The organism is Methanolobus bombayensis, assembly GCF_017873415.1.
In the GTDB taxonomy this organism is placed as follows: Archaea; Halobacteriota; Methanosarcinia; order Methanosarcinales; family Methanosarcinaceae; genus Methanolobus; species Methanolobus bombayensis.
Genome location: NZ_JAGGKD010000001.1, coordinates 448,374 through 475,351 on the forward strand (window position 1 = coordinate 448,374; position 26,978 = coordinate 475,351).

General features: G+C 35.8%; 21 protein-coding genes. 7 read left to right on the forward strand and 14 right to left on the reverse strand.

Annotated features, from left to right (window positions below):
• Positions 1-2: 2 nt before the first annotated feature.
• The 7 genes from cas1 to J2746_RS02335 form a co-directional block, all read right to left on the reverse strand.
• Entirely contained in the window at positions 3-971 is a 969-nt protein-coding gene (gene cas1, locus J2746_RS02305; RefSeq protein WP_209615559.1) for a CRISPR-associated endonuclease Cas1, read from the reverse strand.
• A complete protein-coding gene (locus tag J2746_RS02310; protein WP_280921202.1) occupies positions 959-1,618 on the reverse strand; it encodes a CRISPR-associated endonuclease Cas6 in 660 nt (219 codons plus the stop codon). The genes cas1 and J2746_RS02310 overlap by 13 nt, the downstream gene beginning before the upstream one ends.
• A gap of 7 nt (positions 1,619-1,625) precedes the next feature.
• Positions 1,626-4,028 carry a CRISPR-associated helicase Cas3' gene (cas3, locus tag J2746_RS02315; RefSeq protein WP_209615560.1) on the reverse strand — a complete coding sequence of 801 codons (2,403 nt, stop codon included), beginning with the start codon at positions 4,026-4,028 and terminating at the stop codon, positions 1,626-1,628.
• On the reverse strand, positions 3,994-4,668 hold the full coding sequence (gene cas5b / locus J2746_RS02320; RefSeq protein ID WP_209615562.1) for a type I-B CRISPR-associated protein Cas5b: 675 nt from the start codon (positions 4,666-4,668) through the stop codon (positions 3,994-3,996). Before cas5b ends, cas3 begins: the two co-directional genes overlap by 35 nt.
• Before the next feature lie 15 nt (positions 4,669-4,683).
• Positions 4,684-5,559: a type I-B CRISPR-associated protein Cas7/Csh2 gene (gene cas7b / locus J2746_RS02325; RefSeq protein WP_209615564.1), complete on the reverse strand. Its 876-nt coding sequence runs from the start codon at positions 5,557-5,559 to the stop codon at positions 4,684-4,686.
• Positions 5,559-7,265 carry a TIGR02556 family CRISPR-associated protein gene (locus tag J2746_RS02330; RefSeq protein WP_209615566.1) on the reverse strand — a complete coding sequence of 569 codons (1,707 nt, stop codon included), beginning with the start codon at positions 7,263-7,265 and terminating at the stop codon, positions 5,559-5,561. Before J2746_RS02330 ends, cas7b begins: the two co-directional genes overlap by 1 nt.
• Positions 7,266-7,928: 663 nt before the next feature.
• Complete coding sequence (locus J2746_RS02335; RefSeq protein WP_209615568.1) at positions 7,929-8,198, reverse strand: hypothetical protein; 270 nt, start codon at positions 8,196-8,198, stop codon at positions 7,929-7,931.
• Positions 8,199-8,571: 373 nt separating this feature from the next.
• On the opposite strand from J2746_RS02335, the gene J2746_RS02340 reads away from it, so the two are divergent.
• From J2746_RS02340 to J2746_RS02350, 3 genes are all read left to right on the forward strand, one after another.
• On the forward strand, positions 8,572-8,772 hold the full coding sequence (locus tag J2746_RS02340; protein WP_209615570.1) for a hypothetical protein: 201 nt from the start codon (positions 8,572-8,574) through the stop codon (positions 8,770-8,772).
• Between the two features lie 253 nt (positions 8,773-9,025).
• Positions 9,026-9,361 (forward strand): hypothetical protein, encoded by a 336-nt coding sequence (locus tag J2746_RS02345; RefSeq protein WP_209615571.1) that lies wholly within the window; start codon positions 9,026-9,028, stop codon positions 9,359-9,361.
• Positions 9,342-9,719, forward strand: coding sequence for a DUF2283 domain-containing protein (locus tag J2746_RS02350; protein ID WP_209615573.1), 378 nt, complete (start codon positions 9,342-9,344; stop codon positions 9,717-9,719). The genes J2746_RS02345 and J2746_RS02350 overlap by 20 nt, the downstream gene beginning before the upstream one ends.
• Positions 9,720-10,262: 543 nt before the next feature.
• Here J2746_RS02350 and pth2 read toward each other — a convergent pair.
• On the reverse strand, positions 10,263-10,625 hold the full coding sequence (gene pth2, locus J2746_RS02355; protein WP_209615575.1) for an aminoacyl-tRNA hydrolase: 363 nt from the start codon (positions 10,623-10,625) through the stop codon (positions 10,263-10,265).
• Positions 10,626-10,738: 113 nt separating this feature from the next.
• On the opposite strand from pth2, the gene J2746_RS02360 reads away from it, so the two are divergent.
• Positions 10,739-10,903, forward strand: a complete 165-nt coding sequence (locus tag J2746_RS02360) for a hypothetical protein (RefSeq protein WP_209615577.1) — start codon at positions 10,739-10,741, stop codon at positions 10,901-10,903.
• A 323-nt stretch (positions 10,904-11,226) separates the two neighbouring features.
• Here J2746_RS02360 and J2746_RS02365 read toward each other — a convergent pair whose 3' ends face one another.
• Both J2746_RS02365 and J2746_RS02370 read right to left on the reverse strand, forming a co-directional pair.
• On the reverse strand, positions 11,227-11,724 hold the full coding sequence (locus J2746_RS02365) for a hypothetical protein (RefSeq protein ID WP_209615580.1): 498 nt from the start codon (positions 11,722-11,724) through the stop codon (positions 11,227-11,229).
• Positions 11,725-12,213: 489 nt separating this feature from the next.
• Positions 12,214-12,396 (reverse strand): hypothetical protein, encoded by a 183-nt coding sequence (locus tag J2746_RS02370; RefSeq protein ID WP_209615581.1) that lies wholly within the window; start codon positions 12,394-12,396, stop codon positions 12,214-12,216.
• A gap of 2,708 nt (positions 12,397-15,104) precedes the next feature.
• On the opposite strand from J2746_RS02370, the gene J2746_RS02375 reads away from it, so the two are divergent.
• On the forward strand, positions 15,105-16,961 hold the full coding sequence (locus tag J2746_RS02375) for a hypothetical protein (protein ID WP_209615582.1): 1,857 nt from the start codon (positions 15,105-15,107) through the stop codon (positions 16,959-16,961).
• Between the two features lie 191 nt (positions 16,962-17,152).
• On the opposite strand, the gene J2746_RS02380 is transcribed toward J2746_RS02375, so the two are convergent.
• Positions 17,153-18,292 (reverse strand): site-specific integrase, encoded by a 1,140-nt coding sequence (locus tag J2746_RS02380; protein WP_209615588.1) that lies wholly within the window; start codon positions 18,290-18,292, stop codon positions 17,153-17,155.
• Between the two features lie 448 nt (positions 18,293-18,740).
• Here J2746_RS02380 and J2746_RS02385 point away from each other — a divergent pair, with 448 nt between their 5' ends.
• Positions 18,741-19,157: a nuclear transport factor 2 family protein gene (locus J2746_RS02385; RefSeq protein WP_209615590.1), complete on the forward strand. Its 417-nt coding sequence runs from the start codon at positions 18,741-18,743 to the stop codon at positions 19,155-19,157.
• A 290-nt stretch (positions 19,158-19,447) separates the two neighbouring features.
• Here J2746_RS02385 and J2746_RS02390 read toward each other — a convergent pair whose 3' ends face one another.
• The 3 genes from J2746_RS02390 to J2746_RS02400 all read right to left on the reverse strand — a co-directional run bounded on the left by J2746_RS02390 (position 19,448) and on the right by J2746_RS02400 (position 24,059).
• Positions 19,448-20,728 carry an ATP-grasp domain-containing protein gene (locus J2746_RS02390; protein ID WP_209615592.1) on the reverse strand — a complete coding sequence of 427 codons (1,281 nt, stop codon included), beginning with the start codon at positions 20,726-20,728 and terminating at the stop codon, positions 19,448-19,450.
• 10 nt (positions 20,729-20,738) lie between these two features.
• A complete protein-coding gene (locus J2746_RS02395) occupies positions 20,739-22,745 on the reverse strand; it encodes a CocE/NonD family hydrolase (protein WP_209615594.1) in 2,007 nt (668 codons plus the stop codon).
• A gap of 129 nt (positions 22,746-22,874) precedes the next feature.
• The gene (locus J2746_RS02400) at positions 22,875-24,059 is read right to left on the reverse strand and encodes a C39 family peptidase (RefSeq protein ID WP_209615598.1); all 1,185 of its coding nucleotides are present in this window, start codon (positions 24,057-24,059) and stop codon (positions 22,875-22,877) included.
• Between the two features lie 300 nt (positions 24,060-24,359).
• Between J2746_RS02400 and J2746_RS14940 the strand changes: the two genes are divergently transcribed.
• Entirely contained in the window at positions 24,360-26,606 is a 2,247-nt protein-coding gene (locus tag J2746_RS14940; protein ID WP_342451758.1) for an amino acid permease, read from the forward strand.
• Positions 26,607-26,978: the final 372 nt, after the last annotated feature.

Here is a 26,978-nt window from a genome sequence, read left to right on the forward strand (position 1 = left end):
TTTCATTTGATAAGTGAATTAGCTATTTTATGACAATCACTTTGTATTGTATTTCTGATTTTGATATTCCTGCCATGATAGCTGATACTCTGGTCTAAAACCTCGTTAAGCGCTTGGATAAGCACAGCTTTACCATCTTTGTTAAGGCTCAGGCCATTGGGGATGCTGTTAAAATAATCCTCTTTGATCTTTCTTTTTGAGAATAGGTTGACCACGGTCCTGTCAACATGGATTCGATACATTTCTATAAGGTCAAATACAAGTGATTTCTTGTTGTAGTTATCAGTGTGTATGAAACCCACATAAGGATCAAGTCCTGAGAGGATACAAGCTTTTTCTACCATTGAATAAAGGACACCATATCCATAATTAAGCAAACAGTTAAATTCATCGACTGCAGGATTTCTGCTTCTTCCTTCAAATTTCCATTTTTCAGGCGTAATATAGCTAAGTGCATTAAAATAGTGTCTTGAAGACATACCTTCTATTCCCAATATAGATTCTCTTGCTTCATCGAGAACCCCGTCAAGTTCAAGGAGCTTATCCTTCATTGCTTCTATATTTGTTATGTATTCATCCATTTCTTCACGTTTTTCTGGACGGTTCTTCTTTAGGTCTTTTAGGAACTCGATTTGATTGTTGATTTTTACTTCAATCCAACCTTTTACAAGGTCAAAGCCTTTCTCTTTGTCTGCGATTTCAAGTTGTTTTCTACGGATAAGTACAGTACTTCCTAATTTGGAATGCCATACTCTTCCATATGGGTCACCAAAATGGTCTAGAAACACTATGTCAATGTTATTTTCAACAGCGAACTTGATGGCATCGGTTGTAATGGTTGCTGATGTGGTTATGAGAATACTTTCAACTTTGTTGGCAGATACCTCAAACACTTTGTCTTCGTTCTTGACAAGAAAACAGTTCTGTTGTTTTTTGAGGTATGATCCACGTGAATTAATTACAAGTTGCATTTTTTCACCGTCCCAAAACCACGTGATACTGATTTGCCTAATCCCAGATAGTCTGGGATCTGGAAGTTTGTGACAAAGGAGCCTTTGAAGGCCAACATCGATTTTCCCTTAAAGTTGACAGGTATTTCTTTAAATGAAGATTCAACTATGATTTCATCTTTGATCCAATAATCGAAACCTTTAGACATTGAGAGAATATTTCCAATCAATATTTTACATAGGAGTGATTGTTTTTCATTTTCATTTGATTTTTTATATTTGTTTATGTTGTTTTGATTTAAACAAAACCAAGGTGTCTTAAAATGATATTCATAATTATCATTAGCCAGTCCAAAATCAACCTGTTCTGTTATGATTTCTGCTCTTTCGAGGTTAAAATGAGTACCCTGAATTATAATATTGTCTTCAGATATTCCTATGTCCATAATTGTTGCAGCACCACTATTAAGACCAATAATAATTGGACTTTTGTCAATAACTTTATACTGAACTAATGGGTATCGATAAACTGTGCCTTCTTCTCCATGATTATGCATGATGTCATCACAAGTATACTTATTCGCAAAAAATCCTCTAAGCTTTGCACCATCGCGCATTCTTAGTTTTATATCAGGATAGCGCACACACGTGTAATTAAGTTTAATCATGGATACCTCAGAATATCTCTATAGATTGGTTATTGGAGATGATACCTTCCTCTTCAGAATAAACACACAAAGAACCAACTTTTAAGGGTAGGTACTTTAAGTCAAAATCCTCTATCTCATAAAGCGAGTCTTTTATGGAATCGTATGTTTTTTTATTAAGGGAAATTTTGTATTGATTTAGACTACGAACTAAGTTTTTAATGGCAGTATTTTTTTCGATACTATTGCCATTTTTCTTAATTTGTTTTTTTACTAAAATAAGTTCATTAATATTACGATTGAATTCATCATCTGCTGCTATAAAAATATCTTCTTTAAACCTATAATCACTGTTTATTAATTCAAAAGAGTCGCGCATTTTCTTTAAATCTAATTTTTTCATATAATTGAATATATCATCTGAAATGTCAAAACTTGCTTTTTTGATTACTTCTTTAGAATAAGATTCATTTAGGTCAAATATTTCGTTTTCAGAGATTTCATATTTGTCTTCAAGTACCATCCTAGTTATCTCAGTTAAAAAAGTAGGATAAATATAACTATGGAAATATGCACCATCTGGTCCATCTTTTAACCTGTATATTTTAACTAAACCTATTTCATTTCCACCATTTCGATTTGCTCTACCCGAAGTTTGGTTTATAGAATCAAGTGGAGAAAAATCTCGATATATAATATCCATATCTATATCTACACCTGCCTCTATTAATTGAGTAGAAATGACTATTGTTTTTTCAGAAGCATTTTTGATGAAGTTTATCTTTTCAAGTCGTGCTTTTGGATAAATTTCAGTTGATAGATATATGCATTTTCTATGAGTTTTTTCCCGAAGATACAAAAAAACATCTTTTGCAGATTTAATTGTATTCAATACTATAAGAAAAGATTTATCATCATTTTTACTGATGTCATTAAGCACAATATTTTTAAAATCATCAATTGTAACTTCTTCATGTGTATTATTATAAATTTTAATTCTATTCAAATTTTGAAAGTAATATTTTTTGTTTGGAATAAGCTCATGCGTTTCAATCAATATGGGCATGGTTGCAGTTACTAATATGAATTTAACACCATAATCATTTGCAAGGGTTGCCATAAAAGACTTTATAATAGGGAAGTATTTCTCTTCTATAATCTGAACTTCATCTAGTATAATCACTGAATTTTTCAATATGTGGAAACGATGAGATGTTGAGTTTTTTCCAATTTTGAAAATAGTATTAAACAATTGGACAAAGGTAGTCGTGATCATTCTACTTTGCCAATTCTCAAAACAAAATCGTGCATCATAGTTTTTATAGACAACATCTTCGCTTTCATACTTTATTTCGGAAAATGAATGATGTTTAAGAATTTCTGTACTTTTTAAATTGTTAACACCATTTTCATTATAGCTTATTATTTTTTCAAGCTCAGCGTAGTTTTGGTCTATAATACTCATATATGGAAGTGCATATATAATCCGTGAATCGTGATGGAAATCATTTTTTATTTTCTCGGCAATGTACAGTGCGGAATAGTATGCAAGAAATGTTTTTCCTGCGCCAGTAGGGATATTTATTGAAAAAAAGGATTCCTTTTTCAAATCAGTGTTTTCAAGTTCCTTTTTAACATCGCGAAACATCATGTCTCGCATTTTAAATATTTCTGAACCAACAAGGAGTGGGTTCTTTTTTAGAATCTCATCTCTCAAATCGTTTTTATAATTCTCAACGTAAAAAGCAGGCTTTTGGTCTGAGATGTTTGGGATTTCTTTTATTAATTGAAGTTTGTCTGCTGTTAGAAGTAAAGAATATAGATAATTAAATTCCATGATTTTTGAAATATCTACGTCATCTAAATCCCTGAAGTGCTTGCGAAGCAATCTAATATTTTTTTCGTTTATAAAATCAAAGAAATCATTCAAATCAAAACCATAGATTTTTTCGACTTCATTTCTATGATTGTTTTTAATATCATCGACTTGTTTTTTGAGATTAAAATAATCATTTTGTAAATTCACTTCATCACGAGCATCTATTACGCTACCATGATGCCTTTTAACAATTAAAAATCCAATAAACTTGTACTCAATTGGAAGCCACCAATAAGCAAAAAAGGCAGATAATAAAGCATGGTTTTTTTCATTGCCAAAAATTCGTTTATCAGTTTTTTCGAAGTCCGTTTTTTCTTTAAGTTCATGGTAGTTTAGATAATCTTGGAAAAAACTTGTAGATTTTGCAAAGTCATGTGCCATACATATTTTTCTAACAATTTCTCTTAGTGATTGATTTGTATTGTTAGAGTCATAAATTTGAAGTGCAATTTGAGTTACTCCTTCCAGATGTTCTTTTAGTGTTTGGTGGGGATGTGATCGAAGTGAAAAAGATCCATCAGAAGAAGTAGACATATTTTTCATTGATTTCATATACATTATTAACAGACCCTACTAAACTACAACATTTTCCTTCTTTAAATCCAAATACAATTTTTTCATATTGCACATATTCTCTTTGTTCATTATTTAAAACTGGAATTCTATCCATGAATATTTGATAATCTCCATATTTCAAATCTATAAACTTAGAGGGAATTATACTATCTATTCTATCAGTTTTGTCAACTAATTGTGCATTATCTCTTGTCTCATAAACAAGCTTTGCAATATTTTCACTTGTACCAAAATACGGAGTAAATATAGGGTTTTGGTTTATAAGGCGAGATTCAAATTCATCAAGTTTATCGCCATCCCATGAAATAAAAATTCGATATTCAGGATTTCTCAAGAACTCAACATTTGCGGGGAAATTCAAAAATTTATCTCCTGATTTCATACTGAGCAGTTTCAAAGCTTGCATATCTTTTCTAACATATGAAATTACTTGTACTCCAATTTTCATATTAGAAGTTAGATTATGCAATTCAGCTTTATCGATACCCATTACTGCTCCAACAAGTCCTTTAATAGCTACTGGATGGATGCACAAAAAAGTAAGTGCTGAGGTGGTTGTATATGGTTTTCTAAATCTTGCAAATCCACTTCTTGCTCGAAATACAACACAATCCATGTAAGAGCCTCTTTTTTAGAAACGGATTATTTCAAAATCTTTATCCAGATTTTCTATAGTTATACTGCCATGCATATATATTCGCACTTTTTCAATATCGCTTTTCTTACTGTGATAGTAATTAACAAGCTTTTCAAGGTTTATGTCTACTTGTGATACATCCCTTAATTCATTGTCAGGAATGTCATAATTCACATCTAGATAATTTAATTCGCCATCAATTCTTTGTTCTTTGTATATGACCTCTACAAGCAATCTTGGCATCTGGTTCTTAGATGTGCTCCTATAATTGATTAATCCACTTATAAGTGATTCAGTAAAGGCAGCCAAATCATTTTCAGATACTTCAATACCCTGCCTCTTTGCAGTATTATCATTATAAACAGCATAGGTTTTGAAAATAGCATATGGGGATATATGTTTGGACCAAATTGATGACTGACCTCGGTCTTCTCCACTGGCATAAGCAGAATTTCCTTGCATGAATTTTATTTCAGCAGAATTTATAGATTTGCTCCACATTATTTGCAAAGGTCCAGTAATATCATTTTTTGGTTTTGTAATTACAGCACCAAACAGTCTCACATCTATGTATTCATTTAATAAATGAGCTATAAGATTTTCATCTTTCAGGTTATTCTCCTTTTTGAGTTCATCTATCAATTTTGTGCATGACATCACTTTTCCTTTATTATCTCTTTTCGTACGAACAAGGACATTGTATCCCTTTGATTGCCATTCATCTCTTACAAAGCGCTTAATTCTGACATCAGAAACTTCTAGTTGTCCTGTTATTTCATCATGTCTTGGTTGATTATCGTTTAACATGTCTCCATTCGGATTAGCCATCGTACTATCCCATAAAAGTAAAAATTCCCTTGTATTTGCCATTACTCCTCATCTCCTTCAGCAATTTTGTCTGCATCTTTTGGATTTGCAATCCATTGTTGCATTCCCCAAAAGAAAATATATTTTGCTTCATCGCTTGAAAGTTTCTCTAAACCGGAACCCATTAATCCCTTTGTATCTGATGCTAGATTCTTCAAATGTATTTTGTTTTGTACGCCATATTTATGCATCAATTCAGAACATTGATTTGATAGATAGACAAAAGTGGTAAAATCATATTTTCTTCCAAAGAAAAAATTCTTTTCGAGGTAGGATTCAACATTGTTATTATTTTCTCCACCTTTATATTTTTTTGATTCATAGATCATATTGCTATACAAACGCCCAAGTAAAAACCAAGCTTTCTTAGTATCACTAGAAAAAAAATCGCTGTTCTTTGCAAAGAAATCATCTATGCTTTCATATTCGCTCATACTATAATCACCATCTTCATTTTCTACAACTAAGTTCCAACCATTTTCTAAACAGCCACAATCAACTAAAAAATTATAAATTCTATGAATCATGATTAGACTCGGCATTCTCCCATTATTTTCATCTTCGAAGTACTGAAGGCGATATTTTTGCATTGCACGGTAAAAGAATAAATTTCTGTTGAGTTTATTGCCATAAAAAATATCTTTCAAAAAGCTCTTTGCTTCTCCTGTTTTGAACATTTCTTTTTTCTTTATCTTCCCATTAAGAAGATAATTTATTATTAGGTAAAATGTCAATGGGGTGCCTTTTTTACTCTTATATTTATATTCTAAATTTGAAATCTTATTAAAACGAGATGGAATAACATTTCTTATATGATAGGTTATTTTCCATTCAGAATTACTCTTATTGTCATTAATGAATAAAATATCAACTAAAGCACCACAATCACCAATTTCGTATAGAACATCTGTTTCATTTTCGCGAATTTTGGATAAAAGGGTAGTACTATTAGATTCATTTATAGAATATTCTTCATATATCTTTTTAATATCAGCATTGTATTTGTGTGGTAAAAATAAAACTTCACTTCCACTCCACCACGTTTTTAGATACTTGTCAACATGGCTTTTTCCGTGAAGTATATCATAAATACATTCTCTACAGATTCCATGTGATGGCGAAGAATCAGTATTTGAATAAATTTCTTTGTCATTTGTGAAACATTTGTAAACAATACTGTTGTAAAGTCCATTTGATTGAGTGCCACAAATCTGGCAGGTTCCAGAGTAATCTGTTTTCTTTAGTCCCTTGTCTTCAATCGCTTCAACAAATTTATATTTCAATGAATTAATTGGAAGATCGCTATCTTTAGTGAACAATATTACGAAACTTTTGTTTTCATATTCAGAAACTTTAGAAAATACAGAATTATTTATTTCATTTATTATAGCGTCACCGGAAATATCTAAGAAATCCAAAGCCCGCAATATTTTTGTTACAATCTTTTTCTTATTTTCCTTTGTATCTTTGAATTTGTTAATTTTGATTATAGAACCTATACTCCAATTGCCTTGCTGGTAAAAAAGACCATCTTTAAATATTTTCTTTTCAAAAGCTTTCAAGTCTAAATCTATTTTCTGATTGCTGATATTAACAATTAGTGTAAATTCATAATCATCAGCCTCGTTTTTTTGCCATAAATCAATTAAGTCTTTGTCACCTTCGGTTTTTCGGACCACTTGTCCTATGTTTGATACAAGTTCGATCATTTAATTCCCACTGATTAATTTGATACTCGGCATAATTCATATACAATAAATTTATGTTATATTTGTAATATTCCTTTAAATAATATTCGAAATTAATTTGAAGTTATTCTATTTTGTTACTATCTCCATTTCACTTACACATATAATAAATTTGAATGTATGTGTTGGTTTTGTTTATCAATTAATCACCATCAACACCCATAAAAGGAGTAAAGTAACATATATCCTTAGGATAGGGACATTTTGGCGGTTTCCGTCCTCGCTGCCTTCGCGGTACTGCGGGCGGCGCACCGCCTTGCATTGGTATTGGACACACTGTCGTCCTCTGCTCCGGTAGGTGCTCGGACCACAGTGCTTCAAGATGGCTGGTGCACCGGTGCTCCCAGGTTCGCATCCGTGCAAAAAAAGTAATTCAAAAAATGCGATGCTCATATTATAAGTACGTTCAAACGCCACTTGGGCTTGGTGGTGCGTTGGAAACGCAGGTTGTAGTTGACGCTCATGCGCCGCTTAGGCTGTTTTAGGGATACCCTTCGGGTTGGCTAGGAGGATGGATGAGCATCGCATGATGTTCATCTCTTGTTTTTATTTATATCACTAGTTTTCCAGGTACAATGCATTTCTGAGTTTTCCATAGTCATTCAAGATGGACTCTAAACCGCTTCAATGTTTTAATCTGTATTTACCTCGCCCCATCTTTTCAAAGTTTTCCGATTTACCAACGTTGTTATCAAAGAACTTGATGCTTTTTGATTGGAAGAACTTCCTTGTTACAAATCCTTTTGTTTTTAATTCCTCTATATGATTGTTGAAAAAAGAAATGTCTTTGAAGTGGTCGTGCAGGTCAGCAGATATTAAAAGAGCTGAAAGGTATTGTTCCTTATCTTCTTGAAGAAGGGTGGACACACCATATGTGATGAAGATTTGTACCAAGTCCAATACTATGCAAAAGAGATACGTAAAGCCGGGCGAATAGAGAGCGATACAATACTAAATTGTTTTGTTCTTGGGACAAACGTGGAGTTTGGTTGTGAATTCACTGAGATTGGGGACAAAAACAGATTAAAATATATCCAAATTCATATAGTTCAATATTGCAAAATGCACATGCAAGAACCTTTAATCTGATTCAAGAGATTAAAAAAAAAGGGATTGATGAGTATTTAGATAAAGAAGTCGAAGAGGTCTTCAAGCAGAAAGACATGTTTGATTTCTCACAACAAACTCCATTCTAATCAATTTAATAGCCACAATGACTGCAGGCAAGTTATTTTTAATATAATATAGCACGACATCATGTGATTCAATGACTATGGAAGATTATATTAAAATAGTCATTATAGGAGTAGTGGCAATTGTTGCTGGAGCTACTGCTCATCAGGCATGGGATCTCTGTATTGCCCTATATCATTTCATGACAGCTGCAAAGCAATTATTGAGAACGTTGTTTGTAGTAGGGCTAATTGTCGGCGGATTTACTTATGTTTCAAAGTTGATAGGAAAATGAAGAAAACAAGAGGTCTACAGAATAATTTAAAGAAAAACAACATGATAAGGCTCAATTGCCTCTTATGCATAACTAAAACAGCACAACCATTCCGCCGAAGGCGGCACAGTCCATGATGACCGCTATTGAACTAATGCAGATACAAAAGACTATTTTCGAGTGGAACTAGCGATATAAGCATGATTGATGTGGGAATCATTAAAAATGACAACGTATATACCTAATTAGCATACTTAATACAGAGGAGTTACATATGGAATCATTGGATATCTACGCATTTGGTCAGTATCTGTCCACTATCACTGTGGAAAATATCCATGAAACAATGCATTTCCGAAAAAGGATTGAGACTCGTTTTGGAGAGGAGTTTTCAAAAGAAGTTTACCACACAATCTTCGATTGCACACCAGTAGGTATTTTGCAACAAAACGAGCAAAAGTTTAAAGTCTTGTATCGATATAATGAAGATTACGATTTAATAATAATATTTGGTGTAAAGGACTTAGATCCTATCCAATATTCTTTAGTGACATGTTTTAAAGAAGCATCCAAGAGGAGAATGAGAGACGATGAGCGAGCGCAAGATTAAGCGTGATGGTTCAGCCGATTATGATTATCAAAATGACAGCTTTTTCGCATATTCTAAAGGTGTGAAATATAAGTCATCCATCGATGTAGATGGAATAATTTTGGATATCGGCGAAGACAATTCTATCATGGGTGTGGAAATTATTGATGCCTCTCGTAGATTTGGAGTTAAGAAATTCGATGTTCAAAAATGTCAGAATCTGAATGTAAACATTGATATTTCCCCAAAAACAATCGAATTAAAGTTAACAATGAGTGTTCAAAAAAGAAACCACAAGCTTCTTCGTGAAACCGGTGTATCTACACTCAATTCAATGAATTTACCCGCTGGTTCAGAATCGTTGGCCATTGTTGCATGAAACAACACCAACTACTTTTTTAGTTATTCCATCTCCATTTTGCTAAGTACCTCTCTTTTCTTCTCACTCTGCATTACTACTCGCAATATCTCAGGCAAAGGGGAAATTCATCAAAGAAAAATACCTGGCATATACTTTACTACGTCGGCTGAAGGGGAATGGATCCATCATTCATAAAGGACATGCAAAAGGCACATTCTAGTTTTGAATGAATGAACTTTTTGATATACACGTATTTTATGCGTTTTGCGCGTATTTTACGCGTATTCGTGGTATGTCAGAAGATAGTCAGGATTCTCAAATATGAAAAAAGCGTAATGTTGTTTTCAAAAGAATACTAGATATTGCATGTTTCAGGTTGTTCTGGAAAAAGCTGTAAGAGGAGTTTTGAAATAAGTTCATAATCAAAAGAAAAAAACAAGTGGATTCAAACCTATAATTCTCTTTAGTAACTAAAAACAGTACAGCCATCCGCCGCAGGCGGCACAACCCATAACAATTAGCATTGAGAAATAACAGTCTATAGCTTGCATACTACTGTTTTCAAGAGAACAAACTCAGTTTCTTTGTTAATTTATCGATATCTTCACTTTTCATAGGGAAAAAACCCAATGCTGTAATTGTCCCTGGTTCCACTTCTGTCCTTCCCGCATCGCGTATAAGTTCACAGATATATCCTTCATCAATTGCTTTGTCTCTGAAGTTCAATAATTTGGTTCGATTCTTGATCTTCAGAACAACTTTCTTTTGTTGTTTTCCATCATCGAACCATTCTTTAATATCATCAAGACGGTCCAGATTTTTGAGGATTGGAGTTATAGATGCATGAGCAACCTGAACTCCAAGTTTCCCGGGAGACATTTCCACATCTTCAGGTATCACAATTACTTGTTTGAATTCCCACATATTTCTTCACTTTTTAGATATTGAATATTTGGTAATGTCTGAAAGCTTGTATATAATTTTTGAGATGCTGACATGCTGTATCATATATTCCCCAGGCACACGCATTTCCTAGAATGATGATTCTAAGTACAATGTCAGGAGGTAGATCACTTGATTGTGTTTCAATGAATGGATACAAGTCATATGATGTTAAAGCACCTGTTCCTTGTTCGTTACGATACTCATTGATTCTAATGTACAACTCACGTTCATTTGTAATTGGTTTTTCACTCATGTAATATGGTATGTTTTGAATATATATTCTGATGAGCCAAGTGAAGTGAAAGTGAATAGATTATTTTAACAAAAGCTAGAGTAGCTCGTATCCAGAACTTAAATTATCTCTGAAAGAGCTGGATTCCCACTTTGATGGAGAGTTTACTTTGAAGTTTAAAAGTAAAATAGAGCTTTGGCTTTGTAGAAATCTCTCCAATTCATTCAGAATTAAGGTTTATGTAATGTAATTCTGGATGGTAGCTCCAATCATTAGTCTACAAAGCCTAAGTATTTTCAATATAAGTTATTAACAACTCATCTAAATAACTCGAATCTACTCTAGACTTTATGTATTCATAGTGTATCCTATATAGATCTGTACAAAGTTTGCATTTTGATCTAATATACAATCCATTTCTGTAAAATCAGGAGATTGCATGAGCTTATCAACGTCTGCAATCCGGACTGCACAGCCTTTTCCGGTATTTATCCATATTTTCTTTCCATTGGTCTCAACGCAGACATCTTTTAGAATTTCTTCCTTTGTCATTTCTGTTTTTTCATAAATGCCGTCATTTAAACGTTGTATTTTTTCATTAACACTTTGTACTGCTTCCTTAGTAAGGCGCACTAATTCTTCTTCACTGTATGGTTCATCTATAACGACATCTAAATATTTTGAAGTTTGGCTTAAAATTGTGCAGTGTATTTTTGTTAAATCGGGATACTGCATGAGCTTATCAATGTTTTCAATTCGAACTGCGCATTCCTCGCCTCTAGTTACCCATATTATTCTTCCATCCGTATGGACAGTGGTATTCATTGAAAGTGAATTTATATTCATATTGTTCACCTAACTTATTCAGGTATTTTATTGTAAACACATATAGTATAAATAATTATTTAATAATCAATATAATTACAATGTTATAACATTACCAGCTTACAATATTACGAGTTTACAATATTACAAGGTTAGAGGTTTACATGCTTAATTATACGTTTGATTCAGAGGTTATTGCTATTGATTTAATTATATTTGAAAAACACCTTAATCCATTTTTACAAATATTGTTATAACTTTTATCATTTAGTAAAATTACTTTATGTAAGATCATTCAGGCCATACTGCAAAAGGTCTATAGGAAAATTAAAAGAGAAAACAATGAAATATACCTTGCAGTCACTAAAAGAACAATATGTAATGAAAAGTTTTCATAGAACTTACCAGAATAAAAAGAAAGTTCTTACGGAATACTGGACAATGTATTCCGCATGTCGGTTAGGAAATATTCTAGAGAACCTTATTATTTAAGAAAAATAGGAATGAAGGTCAAATCCCTCTTTTTTTCTTGACCTCTTCAAGGGTGGTTTTTCCTTCTTCAATATCTTTCAGTATCAAACGAAGTTTAGCATTTGCTCTGTCCTCGATCTCTACCATTAGTTGTAATGACTTTGGTAATTGAGATATTATATCGTCAGAGATATTGCTATCACCAGATGTAAATTTATCCATATTCATACCTCGTGGTTTGTAACTAGTTACACCCATTATCTATCAGAGTGTACTGTCTGTTTTTCTTTAGTTTGACATTCTCACTTTGATGTCCTGAAAGGTGTGCATTTTTTCCTTTTCCTGAACTTGGTCATCCAAACACAGTGTGAACTAATGCTTTCTGACTGGAAGCTCAGATATCAAAGCGTGTAAATTTTGGAAGAAGTCGAAACCTCTCATAGTTCTAAACCACGTACAGCATGAACATGATCTACTTCTAGATCCCATCCAGGGTATATTTGAATATACGATTGTACTATCTCATATCATAGCATCATGTCGAGAACAAGTATCTCGGACATAAGCTATAGGTCTTTTAATGCAGAGTTAAACTCTGATACATTATTTCAACCATACTAATATAGTTCTGGTTATTATATATACTTTTCTAACTTTGGATAAAATCCGCAAATGTTAGTATTTAATCCACATTATTTTATTTATATCTAAAAAACATCCTTTTTATGCTGGCATGAGTTAGAAGAATGTTTAGAATTAGTGTAAAGTGGCAATGAAAATATACATTTTCAAGGCAGACAAAAAATGTGTTTATTTTTGATTGAAATATGAACTGATCAGCAAAAACATATGTCAATTTAATATCTGTTCTCTTTGTAAAAAGAGTGACTATACCTATCAACAATCGAACATTGTTATTTCATAGAACCTCATAAAAGATTTTACAAAAGAGATAGTATATCTCCAGCCAGACTGACATTAAGATAGGAGAGATTAAGCAAACAACACTTAGATTTTGGACTGAAGTATTGAAGGTTTAATTGGCTAAATATATTCGTCATTGTTTTTGAACTTACACAAAAGGTATGCTTTTTTTTTAAAATTTAATTATTATCAATTATTTGATATGTTCTGATAAAATTATTACTCATTCCGTGATATTAAAAAAACTTATGCTGTATTCCCGAAGAGAATATCATCCACAATATTGCAAAATTCTATCCTGAACATATCATCAAAGGTCAAACTTTACAGTATTTAAAAGTATACAACAAAAATAAAAAAACAACTGTTAAAAAAATCTATGTAATCTATAACTTCAGTGAAAAGATGTACAAAAAGATATCACATATGGGAAATAGCTTGCTATAACAAAGATTAGAATTAATCTAAAAAATGCCACAACGTTAAAAAATACTACATCATAAAAAGAGTAACAAAAAATCTTAAAATAATAAATTCAACTGGGCCTTCGGCCACATTCATACATATACAATAAGTTCAAAATGTAACATCACAACTGTCTACATAATTCGCCAAAGTGAAGAACATGCCAGATCCAAAATTCCTACGGACAAATCCCTGAAACTCCCAGGACAAATCTCACACAAATACACAAAAAACATTCTAAAAAATCTGGAAAAACATTAAAATTCATACGTATTTATATTTCTCACATTTTCAGGTCTGACAATCTAAACTACTATGGCAAGTCAGGGTTAAATAACCTCCCAAAAAATTGCTTTCTGTCTGCTCTCTCACTAACTAGATTACGTGGGGTCTTTTTGCAATGTTCACAGTGTTACGCTGTAAATTATAATATTTTAACTAAATTAGGGAAGTTCCCATATACGTTTTTTCATAGAGGGTATTACCATACAAAATATTTATATATTAAAAAAATGAATATTTCTAATACCGGAAATATGTTATATTCCGATATATCCCGGGGTTCGATGACTAATTACACAAAGATCTGCATCCTGATTCATTACAAAACTAGATTTCTACCGGATTATTTCTTGGTGTTTTGAGGAGAGCTTGCAAACGCAAAACTATCGGTTTTTGTGTCATTTCGGTTTCACAATATATCGAGAAGATGTGTTCTATACGACCACCTAGGTTCTGGTATAATTTCGGTTTTACCACCATTTAGGAGGAGTATATTGAGTGGATTCCACAAATCCACTCTCAGACTTCGGGAGAATAATCTCCTGAAGTCTTTAATTAAAAAGATCTCTTTTTTAACAATGTCAATTACTTAGAATATGTCAGTATTTTAAAATTCAGGATTCTTTTCTAATCAATCATGTCTACCAATCTTCTACATGTCCCTGCAAAAATAGTAGGTTTTCTTTGGGAGAATAGTAACACATTTGATTCAGTTAGTGTTATAACATTATCGACTTTAGCATATAATTCTTTCTCATTTGAGAGGGAGAATTGACCCATTATGCGACCTAACATTATCTAGTTTCTTATAGATCATATAACAGAGGAAGGGCATCTACCCTTGAGGTTTGAATTATTGTTCTGACCTACTTAGAAACATGTTTTGCGTATTAAGTAATAAAGATAATAATGTAAATGAAACATAGTTTGTTAAAAAGATTATTTCATAGATTTGGATTCTCACAATGTTATCTTAGGACTAACTATCTCTTTTCTACAAAATTCCTCTAGATTCCTGTGAGGTTTGGATAGAATTTTCTGATAATTTCCGGATAGATTAAATGTAATATTGTTTATTCAAGTCTTTGACTCATATATTCCTGATTCAAAGTATAATTCTTATTTTCAATGAGAAACTTCTCATTTTAAATTAAAAAACGATACATATCTTTGTAAAATAGTTATATACAAATGATTTTTATATTTTTATACCGTTGATGGTATTCAGTTCTTTACTCTTTAAAGGATGTTATTTACAAATGGATTTGAAAAAAAGAGTTCCTGGTCCAAACGAGAAATATGCTCGATGGGATATTATTGAAGGAATCGACTTTAACAGAAGAGAAGTTGATAGTCCTGCTGCTATCAAATTTATTAATGCAATAACTTATCAATTATCTAAAAGAAAATATGCTGCTGATTTTTTTGAATTTTTACCAGCTGAACCATTTTTCCCACTTTTAGCTAAGATCGTAGGGGGAAAGAAGAATTATAATTTTACTCCGGAACACTACGGCAATATCCGGCTGAATCTTTTAAATGCTCGAATAATGAACTACAAATGGATAGATTTTGTAAAATATGATGGAACTATTTACAAATCGACTCCTCATTTCCTGAATGCTCTTGGAAAATACTACTATCAGATAAGGTTTAACACCAGTCCGGATACGATGTCAAAAGGATTCTATCGGGATCGAGTAATTTCTAACAGAGATTATTCTGTCCGACATTTAGAGCACATAAGCAAATTCTACATCAATAGGGGTCATGATGTTGTCATGGGAAAGTATCCTTTTGATATGATCATTGACAATAAACATGGTTTCATCTCGACTGAGATGCATGAGAATAGCATCGGCATTGAAATGAGATTGTCTGAAGCTATTTATCAAGGGATTAAAAATGGCATTCAGTTATACCTTCCAGCAATGACTTTAGAACATAGGGGCAGGAATTGTAGTTTAATGGCAGGTCTTTTGTTTGAGTACAAGCTCCCTTCATATTCATTCGCAACTTATTTTGAGTCAGAGGTCTGTTCTGACCATAAGGTAAATGATTGGTCTTATTACATTACTAAAACAAAAGATGGACTCAATGGAGAGATTTATGAGAATCCCTTGATATTTCCAAAAATATATCTTGAATCATCAAAGCTCATAGGAACACAGCTCACAAATATCGGTGAGCGTAACCAGAAAAATTCTGATACCAAGATAAGTTACGAGTTTCCTCTACAATATGTGAATAGTCTCAATGAAAAAGAGCTAATTCCAGGAATCAAAGTAACTGCAGGTTATGGACAGATAAGGAAGATCTGGCAAGAGATGGCTAACGGTGCAGACATTCTTATCACTGGAAAAATACGTTCTCCGATAATTGACAACATCTCGGATTATCCAAAAGTGATGATCGTTAATAAGTTTGAACCAGAGGAAGACATAAAATATAATCCAGAAGATGACGAAGAAAAAGCTAAAACAAAAACAGAAACAGAGGTCTATAGGACGCTTAAAAGAAAGAACGTTGAAATAATTATGTTATCAAGAAATCACGCAAAAGCAGTCCTTAATGGATATAGACTGATGGTTCATTCAATGCCAACGACACATTTCATGGGAAATAACAGAGAGTCATTTGGAATAATAGATTTCTCTGAGCATCTGGAAAAGGAAGATATTCACAATATTCTTCATGACATGTTAATTGCATTTGGACATGACAATCCACGAGATTTTGTTAAAGGTCTGAATTCAATAAGGAACTATTTTGGTGATGTAATTGGAATGTATGGTCATTTTAGTGGAAAGAGAACTATTGATTGGGTGTATTACAAAAAACTCATGGCATGTGGCAGGAAAAAGGATTATAATATTCTAACATCTCATATTGACCATAGGGATCTTGTCAAGAGGGCTAAGAAGATTCAGGTCCAGGGAGTTAGCAGGTTTGCCAACCATAAAAGTCTGATGTCAGCAAAGTGTCCGGTAATCAAAGAACGCATGTGGCATCCGAGAATGCTTTACAATGACAGATATGTAGGACTTGGAAGCTGGGATTTTGCTCAAATAGAAGACCAGAAAGAATTACAGTTATTGATTGATGTTAATTGTTAGATTTTTTAAAAAACTTGTTACTGTCGTTAACGAGGATAAAAGTCGGATAATATTTTAGTTTCTCTTCAACATCGTGTGGGCAACCTGAGTTAATCTGCCATCATAAAATATGAATTGAATTCTACAGGATAATAAGTTATCCACTCAATGTTGTAGAGATTTGCCCCTTCTTAATCTAAAATGTTGAATTATCATTTTTTATTTTTCATGTTTTTTAATTTTTCGTTTAATCGTTCTTCAACGAGTTCATCAATTCTAGATTGCACAATTTTTGTAAGCATATCATCCTTAGTTTCAATTTCATTGTCTAATTCCATAGCCGTTTCAGCATCAAGGACCATCGAGCAAGTACTGCAGTATTTTGCATCATATGGGTTCTTTGTCTTGCAACGCGGACATTCTATTGGTTTTAGCTCCATTCTCTCTTTTTTAGTTTCATCTTCTATTATTCCATAAGAAGCAAGGACCTTCTTTTCAACATCTTCTCCTGATAGGTGGATATAAGTGGCGGGCATCTTGGAATCTGCTTCCCAGCCTGCAATAATCCTCAGTTCTGTTTCCTTGAAACCACGCTTGGCAAGATCTGTGATTTTTCCGTGTCTGAATGCATGTGGATGTATGTTCTTTTTTACACCTGCATCATTTGCGAGTGTCTTTAGCATATTTTGAACGGTACGTGTTGCTAGTCGGTTATATCCTTCTCCGCTCTTTCTGATTGTAACAAATAGAGGTGCATTTGGATTATTTTTGCATGGATGCTGATTTATCCATGCCTGTAAATCTGGAACCGCTTCAATGAGTCTCATTCTTCTCATTCCGGTCTTGCCTTCAACAACAATAACAGCTCCATACTTGTCTATCTCTACATGTCCAAGGTTAAGACTCATTATCTCATCAATTCTTGCGGCACTATCCCACAAGGACATAACAATAGCTCTGTCACGTTGTGTTTTGCAGGCAGGCAATAATTTCTTGACATCTGTGGCTACAATTAGCTCTTTGGTGGGCAGGTGGTTCTTTGGTGCCTTTGATTTGATGTTCTCGAAGAAATCATTATCAGGCGTTAGCCACTTGAAGAAAAGTCTCAGGTCAACAATATCATTATGGACTGTTTTTTGTCTGTTGTTCTTTCTTCGATAAAGGATGTAGTTCTCAATGTCCTTTTTTGTGATATCATTGATGTTTTTGTTATTGTGGTATTTTAAGAAAGTGTAAACTTTCCATAGTTTAGTGTTGATGGTTGCCTCTTTAAAATTGTTGAGGTCAAGGTTGCGTGCATAATCTTCCATTATTTCCTTATTTTCTTCTTCAAAGACAGGTGGATTTTTCATATATTATATATTGTTATTATATATTATAAACATTACGTAGCCCTGTAAGCAGGGCTTAGGACCCTGTCTCGTAGGAGTTCGTGCGTTCGAATCGCACCTCCCGCACCAATTTTTAGGTATGTAGTTAAGGGTGAAAAATGCTACTGTTTTAAACTTTAAATTTTCAATTACTCTTATGTGATATCATATAGAAGTAAACAGTTTCTAATTCCCTCACATCTACAATCTTTCCTTAAAATAAGATTTTTAAGTAAATGTCATATCGAAGTTAAATTTTCTCAATGTAATGAAGAGTGCTTTTAATAAACCCCATTTCAACTCTGCTGTCAATGAATATTTCCATGTTATAATAGTGATTTAGTGTTGTATTTTTGCAACGAGATATTTATATATGCAAAAACCTCGAAACAAAAATATACCTTAAGTTATAGAAGATGGAGGATAATTAATGAGTGGAATATTAGAACCTGCAAGGAAGTTCTATGAAGCATGTGAAAATGGAAAGGGATGGGAAGGCTGTAAGCAGTACTGTCATCCTGATGCGACGTTCTCTGCCCAGACAGGAGCACTGGATGGAATAGATACAGTAGAAGGTTACACAGAATGGATGAAGAACTTACTGACTCCAATTCCAGATGGACATTATGAGTTGCTCTTCTTTGCAGCAGATGAAGAAAGAAACAGAGTTGCAGCGTGTGCCGTGTTCCATGGAACACAGACAGGTCCCGGAGGTCCGGTACCGCCAACAGGGAAAACTGCTGCTGCAGACTATGCTTATCTGATGGAGTTCGAAGGGGATCTGATCCGGCACATGACCAAGATCTGGAATGATACGATTACTCTCCAGCAGATTGGATGGGCCTGAATTTTCTGTTGTTTGTTTAACTATGCACTTTTCAGAGAGGGATTAAACCCCTTCTTTTATCAATTTTTGCATGTCTTTAACATCGGTTCAACATTTACACTCTTTTCTAAAATGAGAATCAAGACCCTCCTGTATTGGTGGTTCTTAAGCATTCAGCTTCAAGCAACGAATATCCGCAACGAATATCCATATTTAACTTTATGTTACTATGTATTTTTCCAATATATTCTGGCAACTAGTCCTTCATTCACAGAGTTTATTTAACCTTTAACGATGAGAAAAAGTGTATATCATCTATCTCTTTCGATTGAAAAGGAGATTTTTTCAAGGACCGAATTATATTTTTCCACCAATTCCTTTCTTTCGTCTGCACCAATGAAGATGTCTGCCAGTTCGTAGCTGTAACTGTCCTGCATCTGTAGATCTGAAAGATGTTGACCTTCTCTTACACGCAGATTGATTATGGTGTCTGGCATATCTTTTGCAATTAATGTTATCTCCTTTCGGGAAGGAACCTTTGTCACCCTTCCATGTTCAAAGGTTCTGTGCATAAATTTTGCAGCATACTTGAACTTTCCACGCTGTGCAAACGGACGTGGTTTTTTACTAAGAGCTATCTGAAGCATGGTTCGATGATGGGATATGCCGTGTACCTTCTCAAAAAGGTCTGCATGCGACTGGGAGATCCTGGGATTTATTTCCAGCAAGTTTACCTTATCGAGTGTGGGGTCGTAGAAAAACTCTGCATTGAATACTGATCTATCTAATCCTATATGTTTGATAAACCGCCGGCATACCTCTGCCATGCGACCCTGTATCCTTTTGGGTAGAGAAGATGGATATTCGTATCGTGAGAACGAGGAAAAGTGTTGATCCCTGATCGAATCAACAATTCCGTAGATGACAACATTACCATTGAATACATAGCCTTCAAGAGTACATTGATGTCCTGTGATGGGTTTCTCGGCAAGACAACTCTCTTTCATGTATGCGATCTCTGGTGGCATATCGTATCTTCTCAGCAGGTAGAGGAATGGTTCATGGATAAAATTGATATTTTCACGGATTTCATTGATATGTTCATGGAACTGTTCTCTGGATTCTATCCTGAATGCCAGAAAAGACCGGAAAGATCTGAATGGCTTTATCCAGAATGGCGGTTCCATATCGATTGATGAAAGTGTTTCATCATCAAAGGGATTGAACGCACAGAAAGCAGGGATGTTATCTGGGATCACCTGTTGCTGTTCAAGCCGGCTCCAGTACTTATGCTGACATTTGAAGATGCTCTCGAGACTTGGTCCGGGAATATCAAAGATTTTGGCAAGGATAGGCAGAAGGTCAGTTGCGGGGAAATCAAAGTAGGTGACTACGGCCCGGACGGTCCCCGGGGTGTTTTTGATCCGTTGCTCTGCAGTAGAGATCAATTCATCCATATTATAACCGGGGATATTCCGGATCTCGGTGATATCAAGGGCAGCATGGAAGTCGAATTCAGCTGCTTCAGGGATTCTCTTTAATTTTTCGAAATTAAATGAATCCATACCCACAACAAAAACGTTCTGTCTCATATTACAGCCCTCACATCATTTGACGGGGAATCCTCTCGTCCCAGCTTTTACTGAATATACGTGCATCACCTTCATATGCGTCCAGAGTTGCTCGGATACAAAAGTGGGTCTTTGTAGAAGTAAGGACCGTTCTGGTGATATTGGTAGTATGCCAATCCTTTCGCTTAAGACTGCGTGTTGTCACCACTTCTCCCCTCAAGGTGGCATAGTTGTTGTTGCAATACATGTAGATCTCATTTGTATCTTTTTTTATTTCCAGGTCGATATCATCCAGGCGTATTCTTGCATCATTGTTTATGATCCTCTGCGTCACATCATTGGTCGCCAGATTGTGTGTGACCGTCCATTCCCTGTGTGCCGGTTCTAGAAGTGTTGAGGCTACCGGCTCCGCAAACACCGGTTCTCCAAGGTCCGTAAGTTCACTGTCCATTTCGCTGGGTGGACGGATGGGAAGGAACAACTTTCCTCCTGACCTAATTGTCAAACTTGGGGGTTCAGGGCTTGGCCATGCAAGAGGCCAGTAGGATGTCGAGATAGCAACACGGATCTTGTTCCCTGCGGGAAACCGCTGTGCTACGTGGTTCATAAGCATCCTTATTTTATAGGTGTGGTCCACTTTAAGTTCTTGAGGATGTTCGTGGCTATCCCTATGGGTGAGATTCAGGAGTCCATAGGTCACGCGGGTGGATATACCTTCCCGGCATACATCATTAAGCCGGATAGCTATCATGGCAATGGGTTTGTCAGAACTTATTTCGAGTTCGATCTCTGGCGCTCCCAGTATCTCGATATCCTCCTCAAGTTCAGGACTGTCGAACACAAGTGCTCCTCCGTCCTCTTCACTCTGGTCATTGGGCAGGTCCGTTGATTCTGAATAAGAGTACCATTTACCTGCAAAAAGGCCGACACTTAAGGGACTGGTAATTCTCATTTCTCCCTCATCAATCTCTTCCGGCTCGAGATGTATCTTTCCCGGAGAGAGTACAAACTCCTGCATCCTGATCCGGGGTGAAGGCCACTGGTCTTCTGCTACCCACCATCCCGGACGCTTAGCAACTATCGGAGAGATGCTGTCCTGCATCCATGCCCGAAACAGCGGTTCATCATTTTCCCCCTCATCGATATCCTTGAGCCATTTATCCCACCATTTTACTGCTTCGTTTAAAAAATCAATTGCAGGTCCGGGACCACCCAGATGAGGATATTTATGTCCCCAGCCACCGATCAAGGCTTTTCCCGGTACATTCAGATGTTCCATAAGTCGGAAGACGGTATTCGAATATCCATCTGCCCATCCACTTACCGCAAATACAGGACATTTGATAGCTTCATAATCTTCTGCTACAGAGGCATGTTTCCAGTAATCGTCCCTTGTCTGATGACTAAGCCATTTCTTAATCCAAAGTCCACTCCCCTCAAGCCGCTCCAGCCACATATCTTTCCATCTTTCACCGACAATGGCTGGATCAGGTGGCAGGGAATTGTAGGAGAACATGGTGGAAGCCCACGACAAATTGTCTGTTAGCATACATCCGCCCATATAATGCACATCGTCTGTGTAGCGATCATCGGACGAGCATACAGTTATGATAGCTTTTAATTCAGGTGGGTTCATCGCTGCTATCTGAAGCCCGTTGAATCCTCCCCATGAGATCCCGATCATTCCAATCTTTCCTGTACACCAGGACTGTGCTGCTGTCCACTTCAGTATATCTATGCCATCTTTTAGTTCCTGATTAAGGTATTCGTCCTTGAGGATACCTTCGGAATCTCCACTACCTCTGAGATCTACGCGCAAGCAGGCATATCCATGTTGTGCAAAATAACGATGGATCCGGGAATCCCTTAATGCCTTAAAATCCCGCTTCCTGTATGGGATATATTCTATGATTGCAGGAACAGGATATTTTTCTGCATCCTCAGGTAACCATATCTTTGCTGCAAGATTGCATCCATCTGGCATTGTTATCCAGATATTTTCAATTTCTCTAAATGATGCCTCAAGTGTTTGAGTCATCTTCACTCCCTCTATACTCCCACTTATAAGGTTTGCCTGAGGGGATAAATAGTTAGTGAAAGGAAGTCTTCAGAACAAAGTAGTGACTTCGCTAAATCATTTTTATTAATACAGTGCTCTTTGAAAAACTTAATCAAAAACGTCAATGGCAATACTATCAATCTCTTCCGTATCATCATTGAAAAGAGTGATTACAACTCTATAATTGACAGAATCTATGGAATGTAGCCGGTTTGAGTAATTCACACCTTTTGAGATGGTATTGTATGCTGATAAATCAAAACTTGTTGTATAATCAAAACCATCTATGAACTTTCCCGTTTCAGTATCTTGAAGCTGGCATATCACTGTATATCTGTTTTCTTCTGATGTGGGATTTCCTACTGTGAAATATACAGACATACTGTCAGATTCTTCAGGCTTTCTGGTATTGTTCAGGTCGTTGCCATCAACGATGCAATATCCATTTTCGTAGGTTCCGTCAAATCTCAGTAATCCGATGTCGTTCTCTTCGTATCTGTTGGTGAAGGTAAGGCAGCTGAATCCTCTGTCACTGCGATCTGTCAGATAGATGGAGCCATCGGCTGAGTTTTCAGGCGCTTCGCTTATGATCTCAATGGTGTATGCCATGTTCGAGGGTGAAATGTTGTTGACAAGTTTTTCATTAAAATCCTGCCAGCTTATCGGTACTGCAATGTAACCGTTGTCACTGCCAAAGAGTCCCTTTGTTATCGCACCGCTGGAGTCTGTCAGGTAGACGAACTGCTCGTCGTATCCAACTGCGAGTATTGCATGGCCTTCTTTTACTCCGTCTGAGTTCATATACTGGAATGCCATGAGGACTGGCTGTCCGTTGTTGATGTTGCTTTTAATAATGTCGTCAAAGGTTTCGTTATCAAAATCCTTGATGGTCAGTCCCCATATTGTTTTTTTGACTTTGAGGGTGCATATTTGCTCTGCGTATTCTTCAAGTTCTGTATCTGCCGGATTGTATTGTTCGGAAAAGGTATCGTAATATCCGGAATCAAAATAATCTGCCATCTCCCATGTTTCTAAATTCTGACCGTTGTAATTGAACATCATGGTAAGACAATAGTAAAGACACCAGTTCGTGTTACCCTGGTTATAGTATGGCACATCAAGTATTATGTCTGTGGTCAATGAGTGGCTAACACCCTGTAACATACCTGTCTCCTCAGTTGAAGCGACATTGCATGTACATAATATCAAAATGCATAGCAACGTTGTCACTGCTTTGCCTGCATATGCATAGCTACTGCTATAGATGTTGTGTGGATCCCCCGATCCGCTCATACTCCGTTTGACTCCTGGTCACGTTTTTCAGGACGTATGTTCAGATTCATCAAAAGGATGATCTGGAAACATCACGTTATAATGCACAAGTTATGTTGCATACCTGATATAATTTTTTAAATCCTGTGTATGGGTATATATAGGTTACTGGTGTCGAAAAATCTGCTAATCGTGATGATGATGAGGTATGAACTCAACTTATTTTTATCCATTTGTATTTTTAAATTTAATTTTAAAATGGTACAAATATCTAAATTCAGATGGAAAATATTATCTATGAAGCTGCTTCTCTAAAAAGGTGTGTCAGGAGATAATGAAATTCGGGTAAGCTTAAGCAGGGACTTAACGCTTTTTGATATAACGATGATAGGTATTGCCGGCATGATAGGTGCAGGTATATTTGCCCTTACTGGTATTGCCACAGGAATTGCCGGACCTGCAGTCCTTCTTGCATTCCTGCTAAATGGTATCGTTGCAACATTTACAGGTCTTGCATATGCTGAACTGGGTTCTGCAATTCCAGAAGCTGGCGGAAGTTATCTCTGGGTGAAAGAGGGTATAGGTAACCATTTCGGGTTTCTTGCCGGATGGGTTGATTGGGCAGCCCATACTATAGCATGTTCCCTTTATGCAGTTACATTCGGTGCATTCTTTTCAGAATTTGTTATTCATTTTTTAGGATATGATGATATCTCTCAGGCCACTTTGATGACTGTCTCTGCATTTGGTATTGTCACTCTCATGGCTTACCTCAATTATCTTGGAGCAAAGGAAAGTGGAAGAATTGGTGGTCTGGTCACCCTCTTTAAAGTTGCTATTCTCGCAGTGTTTGCAGGTTTTGGTATTTACAGAACTTTTTTGACGCCTGACTGGTCTGCTGCATTTCTTGCTGATCCTTCATTCCTGCCTAATGGTTTTGGTGGTCTTCTTGTTGCAATGGGGCTTACTTTCATAGCATTTGAGGGATACGAGATAATTGCTCAGAGTGGCGAGGAAGTCAAGAATCCGGAAAAGAATATACCCAGAGCTGTATTACTTTCATTGTGGATTGCTGTCATTGTCTATATAATGGTGGCCTTTGCTTTGATAGGTGCTATTAAGGTAGATGGACCAAGCTGGATCTATCTTGGAGAACTCGGTGAATTCAGTATGATACGGGTTGCAGACCAGATAATGGCATTTGGTTCTATACTTATTATTGCAGGTGGTTTTGTTTCCACGATAAGCGCCATGAATGCTACTGTTTATTCTTCATCCAGGGTTGCTTTTGCACTTGGAAGGATGGGTTATCTGCCGGAAGCTCTTTCCAGGATCAATGAAAAGAGAAGAACGCCTCATTATGCCATTCTTTTCAGTTATTTCATTATTGCAACTATGACCTTTGCTCCAATTGAAACTGTAGCTTCTGCAGCGAACATAATGTTCCTGATTCTTTTCATTCTGGTTAATTCAGTTCTTATTATTCTAAGATTCAGGCGTCCTGACTTAAAAAGGGCTTTTAAGATGCCTTTTGCTCCTTATCTTCCTGTAATTGCAATAATTGTTCAGCTTGTTATTGGTTATTATCTTGTAACGTCAATTGAACACACAACTTTTATTGCGGGAATTACTGTATTCTGGGTACTTGCAGGTTCTTTCTTCTATTTCTCTTACTCTGAGAAAGAGATCAAGAGGCGTTCAAAGCATTTAATTAAAAAGGTTTATGAGGAAAAACCATTTGCTGAAAAAGGGTACAAAATACTGGTTCCAATAAAGAATATTGCTAATGCGGGTGATCTTGCAAAGCTTGCCAATATTATTGCAAAAGAAAAGAATGGTCACATTGTTTTCCTGAAAGTTCTGACCTTCCCTGAGCAGACTCCTCTGTCAGCATCAGATGAGATTGTCAGGGAAAGAAAGTCAATGATGAGGGATCTTATATCTTCTGTCGATGTGCCAGCAGGGGGTATCATTAAGGTTGGAAGAAATGCTTCTGATTCCATACTTGATACTATCGATGAGGAAAAGCCGGATATGCTTGTCATGGGCTGGAGGGGACGAACTTTCCGTCGTGATTTTGTCCTGGGAAGTACTCTGGATCCTCTGCTGCTCAAGGCACCTTGTGATGTGGTGGTTGGCAGGTTTAATCCTGGTAAGAAGCTGGAGGATACCAGGAATATACTGTTACCTACGGCAGGAGGTCCACATGCTTCTCTTGCTGCAGAGCTTGCCAGGGATCTGGCAGTTAATGAGAAAGCGAATGTGACTATGTTCAATGTTGGGAGATCTGCCGGTGATGAGAGCAGGGCAAAGGTAGCTTTCAGGAACCTTGAACCCTTCTTTGAAGGTGTTGAGTATTCGGAGAAGTTTGTTGTTTCTGATAATGTTGAGAAAAGTCTTTCAACTGAGGCAAAGGATAATGATGTAGTATTTATTGGTTCTACCACGCGTCCTTTCCTGAAGAATTTCCTCATGGGTTTGTTCCCTGAAAAAATAATCAATAACACGGATACTACGGTTATAATGACCAGAAAGTGGGTCAAACTTATGGATGTCATTAAAAAGTAAGGACATCCATTCTTTTTTCTTTGATTATAATGTATTAGTTATTGTTAGTTTCCGGCAATTGTTTAATTCTATTTTTAACTTCTTCTGTATGTGGGGGGTGTTTCTAGTCACTGCTCCGCAATGTTTTTATAGTAAGCCTGTTATGTAAGGGTGCTCGCGACGAGCCTTGTGATGCGGTTACTGCATCACGAAAATGAGTTCATCGTGTAGCCAAAGATGAAGTAATAATTTCATTTCATCAGGCAGGTGTGATCAAAGGCTCATCCTTTGCCTTCGAATCTCTTGATTCGGAAGGTATATATACGATGATGACCTTTGAAGGAGTCCGCGCAAATCGCGCGAAAACACTTACAATCACCGCCTTATAACAAG

Coding starts and splice junctions, on each gene's coding strand:
- J2746_RS02360 (WP_209615577.1), top strand. CDS start 10,739: ATGATGATTCTAAGTACAATGTCAGGAGGTAGATCACTTGATTGTGTT.
- cas1 (WP_209615559.1), bottom strand. CDS start 971: ATGCAACTTGTAATTAATTCACGTGGATCATACCTCAAAAAACAACAG.
- J2746_RS02385 (WP_209615590.1), top strand. CDS start 18,741: ATGAGTGGAATATTAGAACCTGCAAGGAAGTTCTATGAAGCATGTGAA.
- cas7b (WP_209615564.1), bottom strand. CDS start 5,559: ATGGCAAATACAAGGGAATTTTTACTTTTATGGGATAGTACGATGGCT.
- cas3 (WP_209615560.1), bottom strand. CDS start 4,028: ATGAAATCAATGAAAAATATGTCTACTTCTTCTGATGGATCTTTTTCA.
- J2746_RS02350 (WP_209615573.1), top strand. CDS start 9,342: ATGAGCGAGCGCAAGATTAAGCGTGATGGTTCAGCCGATTATGATTAT.
- J2746_RS02390 (WP_209615592.1), bottom strand. CDS start 20,728: ATGAGACAGAACGTTTTTGTTGTGGGTATGGATTCATTTAATTTCGAA.
- cas5b (WP_209615562.1), bottom strand. CDS start 4,668: ATGGATTGTGTTGTATTTCGAGCAAGAAGTGGATTTGCAAGATTTAGA.
- pth2 (WP_209615575.1), bottom strand. CDS start 10,625: ATGTGGGAATTCAAACAAGTAATTGTGATACCTGAAGATGTGGAAATG.
- J2746_RS02365 (WP_209615580.1), bottom strand. CDS start 11,724: ATGAATATAAATTCACTTTCAATGAATACCACTGTCCATACGGATGGA.
- J2746_RS02310 (WP_280921202.1), bottom strand. CDS start 1,618: ATGATTAAACTTAATTACACGTGTGTGCGCTATCCTGATATAAAACTA.
- J2746_RS02395 (WP_209615594.1), bottom strand. CDS start 22,745: ATGACTCAAACACTTGAGGCATCATTTAGAGAAATTGAAAATATCTGG.
- J2746_RS02370 (WP_209615581.1), bottom strand. CDS start 12,396: ATGGATAAATTTACATCTGGTGATAGCAATATCTCTGACGATATAATA.
- J2746_RS02345 (WP_209615571.1), top strand. CDS start 9,026: ATGGAATCATTGGATATCTACGCATTTGGTCAGTATCTGTCCACTATC.
- J2746_RS02380 (WP_209615588.1), bottom strand. CDS start 18,292: ATGAAAAATCCACCTGTCTTTGAAGAAGAAAATAAGGAAATAATGGAA.
- J2746_RS02340 (WP_209615570.1), top strand. CDS start 8,572: ATGACTATGGAAGATTATATTAAAATAGTCATTATAGGAGTAGTGGCA.
- J2746_RS02375 (WP_209615582.1), top strand. CDS start 15,105: ATGGATTTGAAAAAAAGAGTTCCTGGTCCAAACGAGAAATATGCTCGA.
- J2746_RS02400 (WP_209615598.1), bottom strand. CDS start 24,059: ATGAGCGGATCGGGGGATCCACACAACATCTATAGCAGTAGCTATGCA.
- J2746_RS02330 (WP_209615566.1), bottom strand. CDS start 7,265: ATGATCGAACTTGTATCAAACATAGGACAAGTGGTCCGAAAAACCGAA.